Below are 3085 nucleotides of genomic sequence, written 5' to 3'. Positions count from 1 at the left end.
GACAATCTTTTTCATTATGCTGCTCATCACCTACATTATCATTTGAGACATTTCGATCATCTGCATGATCATGTTGAATTTGAAGGTGCTCTATATCTATTTGGTGATTCTCAGGTGTTGCGGATACAACAGCAGTTAACGATTGCAAAACAATCGAAACGACTAATAGTATTTTTAACGCAACATTGAATTTCAAAATAAACACCTACTTAAATATGAAAAATTATAATATCAAAAAAAGGTTTTCTAAACTAGCCATGCGCATGTTTTTCATGCTCGTCACGGCAAGTTTCTTGAGGAAACTCAAACTCAATGGTTGTATGAGATAAATTATAAGAAGAAAGTTCCTTAGCCACTTGTTGTTTTAGCCTAATTAATTTATCAACCTCAAAGTTATGGGCTAACTCTAGGTGAGCAGTTAATACGTGACTTTCCCCGTCTAATGACCAAAAGTGCATATGATGAATCCCATTAATTTCAGGTATAGCCTTTATCGCTTTTTCAATATTATTCTGCACTTCTTCATCAGGTGTAGCTTGAAGAAATAGTGCCAATGTTGTTTTCAGGTTTTTCAAAACGTTAAACAATATAAACAGTGTAAAGCCTATAGAAAGCAAAGGATCTAATATTGGTAGATCTACAAAAAGCAGCACGATAGAAACAATTAGGACTGCAACCCAGCCAAGTACGTCTTCAAGCAAATGCCACGTAAGTACTTTTTCGTTCAGCGTTTTACCCGCTTTTAGTTTAAATACTGCATACCCATTAACAGCAACCCCAAGTAATGCAAGACCCAACATTCCTTCAGCCATTGGCATTTCAGGATTAGATAATCTTGGTATTGCTTCAAATAGCACCCAGACAGAACCAATAACTAATACAATACTGTTAATTAATGCGCCAAACAGGGTAAGACGACGATAGCCATAGCTAAATCTATCGGATGCTTCTTTATCCGAGAAACGACTCAGTATCCAAGCGAATCCTATAGATAAACTGTCACCCAGGTCATGTACAGCATCAGCCATAATAGCGGTACTGTTGGTTAGCCAACCACCAATAAATTCGATAATAGTAAATGAAACATTAAGGAAAAATGTCCAACCTATACGGTCGTCTTTTCCATGCGAATGGCTATGGCTATGATTGTGCATTTTCCACCTCAAGAACTTTTAAATTTCTTACATTGACTACGTTAAAATTGATAAAGTGACGGATCACTCGTTGATACATCCAACGTTTGATTCCTGATAAGTTAGTTCCTTTTTCGAGATAAAACTCATCAGGGGAATTATAAACACCAAAATCATCATGAATACCTTCTTTTTGTATATAGGTATCTTGACCACGCCAATCTGTATCTGGCGAAGAGAAACACTTTGTTGCAACACCATAACCACAAAATTCGTTTTTTATTTGACTAAATTTGTGCTGTAGTGAACTTAAATATTGTTCATCTAATATAAAGCCTTCTAAGTTTATCCAACGATCCTTGAAATAAACTTCAATCCAACTATGAATGATATATTTAGGTGCTAACCAAAATACATAAGTTGGAATAGCTCCTTTTTGTAATCGCTGCTCAATAGTAAAGCCGTGAAAACGACATTGAATACCTAATCCTCGTAACAAAGCCATCAGCAAGTTACCCTTGGTATTGCATTGTCCGTAACCATCGGCTAAAACACTGCTTGCTGAAATATCATCACTCTCATTGTAACCAAATAATATTTCATCTTTAACAAATTGGTAGGCTGCACCAATTTTGTTGAAGTCATCGAGTTCTTGCCAATTACGCTCAGAAATTAATGATTGAATTGTAGAGTGTTCAAAATTTACTATCTTGGTTTTTTCTAGATATTTGCTATTCATTGATGTTTCCTTACTTTGAACAACCAAAGGTTGATTGTTTATCTTCATTTGGTGTTTAACGTGTTTTCTCAGCAACAGCTAATTCTTGTTTAGCATCGCTTAGTATTCGGTAAGCGCCTCGAAGAATTAACATTGAAATGATGCTACCAATGACGATATCAGGCCAACGCTGTTTCAGCACCATAACGAGTATGCCTGCGATAACGACACCAAGATTTGCAATTACATCATTCGCTGAAAATATCCAGCTAGCTCTCATATGTACTTCATCGTTGTTGTGCTTTCGAATAAGGATGAGACAAATCACATTTGCAACTAAAGCAACCATGCCTACGCCAATCATAAACCAAGAGTGAGGCTCACTTTCACCATACAGCCTTCTAGCAATATCCATTAGAATTAGCACGCCTAACCCCAGTTGGAAATAGCCACTCACTAAAGCAGCATTAGCCTTATGTTGGATTGACTTTCCCACCGCGTATAGTGCAATTGCATAGACGATTGCATCCGCTAGCATGTCTAACGAATCTGCAATTAAAGCCGTTGATTCTGATAACCAACCAAAGCCAATTTCAAAAACAAACATCGAGGCATTGATAGCCAGAAGCCAATAAAGCACCGTTTTTTGCTGGTTATCTTTTAGCTCAACTTCACACCCACAATCGCTCATTTTCATCTCCGATTAACTTGTATGCTCTAACTATAAATCCTATAGTGACTATAGGGTCAAGTTTATTTGGAAATTTTATGAAAATTGGTGAGTTATCGAAAACATCGGGGTATTCAGTACAAACCATCCGATATTATGAAAAGGAGGGCTTGCTGTCAGATCCTGATCGCACTGAAGGGAATTTCAGGTTGTATTCTAATAAGGCATTTAAAGAGCTAGAGTTCGTAAAGCATTGTCGAAGTTTAGATATTCCGCTTAATGATATTAAGCGACTCATTGAATTAAAAAACAAGCCAGAGGAGAGTTGCTCTAGTGTAAATGCATTAATTGATCGGCAACTAACTTTAGTTAATCAACGAATGAAGGAATTGAATGCACTCAAAAAAGAGTTAAAACTAATGGCAAGCTCTTGCGGGTCTGACGGTACAATTGAAGTCTGTGGCATTATCAAGTCATTAGATAGTTGAACTAAATATAACTTTAGATTAGTAGTATTCACAAAGGCAATAATGAAAACCATTGGCAAATTAGCACAATCATTAA

Annotated in this window: 4 protein-coding genes and 1 pseudogene; 1 reads left to right on the top strand and 4 read right to left on the bottom strand. The window is 36.5% G+C overall.

Annotated features, from left to right (window positions below; genetic code table 11):
* From I6E69_RS20385 to I6E69_RS20370, 4 genes and pseudogenes are all read right to left on the bottom strand, one after another.
* A pseudogene (locus I6E69_RS20385) lies at positions 1-196 on the bottom strand (hypothetical protein); the annotation flags it as partial.
* 55 nt (positions 197-251) lie between these two features.
* On the bottom strand, positions 252-1154 hold the full coding sequence (locus I6E69_RS20380; protein ID WP_004588886.1) for a cation diffusion facilitator family transporter: 903 nt from the start codon (positions 1152-1154) through the stop codon (positions 252-254).
* On the bottom strand, positions 1141-1872 hold the full coding sequence (locus I6E69_RS20375) for a transglutaminase family protein (protein ID WP_004588887.1): 732 nt from the start codon (positions 1870-1872) through the stop codon (positions 1141-1143). The genes I6E69_RS20380 and I6E69_RS20375 overlap by 14 nt, the downstream gene beginning before the upstream one ends.
* A 55-nt stretch (positions 1873-1927) precedes the next feature.
* On the bottom strand, positions 1928-2542 hold the full coding sequence (locus I6E69_RS20370; RefSeq protein WP_004588888.1) for a cation transporter: 615 nt from the start codon (positions 2540-2542) through the stop codon (positions 1928-1930).
* Positions 2543-2619: 77 nt separating this feature from the next.
* Here I6E69_RS20370 and I6E69_RS20365 point away from each other — a divergent pair, with 77 nt between their 5' ends.
* Positions 2620-3009 (top strand): Cd(II)/Pb(II)-responsive transcriptional regulator, encoded by a 390-nt coding sequence (locus I6E69_RS20365; RefSeq protein ID WP_004588889.1) that lies wholly within the window; start codon positions 2620-2622, stop codon positions 3007-3009.
* Positions 3010-3085: the final 76 nt, after the last annotated feature.

Origin of the sequence: Pseudoalteromonas sp. NZS100 (assembly GCF_015864815.1) — a bacterium.
Classification (GTDB): Bacteria; Pseudomonadota; Gammaproteobacteria; order Enterobacterales; family Alteromonadaceae; genus Pseudoalteromonas; species Pseudoalteromonas distincta.
Note: the sequence above shows the minus strand (reverse complement) of the source record. Positions and strands in the feature narration are given on the sequence as shown.

Bases quoted from the DNA above. Each gene is read 5' to 3' on its own strand.
- I6E69_RS20380 (WP_004588886.1), bottom strand. From the start codon at position 1,154: ATGCACAATCATAGCCATAGCCATTCGCATGGAAAAGACGACCGTATA.
- I6E69_RS20375 (WP_004588887.1), bottom strand. From the start codon at position 1,872: ATGAATAGCAAATATCTAGAAAAAACCAAGATAGTAAATTTTGAACAC.
- I6E69_RS20370 (WP_004588888.1), bottom strand. From the start codon at position 2,542: ATGAGCGATTGTGGGTGTGAAGTTGAGCTAAAAGATAACCAGCAAAAA.
- I6E69_RS20365 (WP_004588889.1), top strand. From the start codon at position 2,620: ATGAAAATTGGTGAGTTATCGAAAACATCGGGGTATTCAGTACAAACC.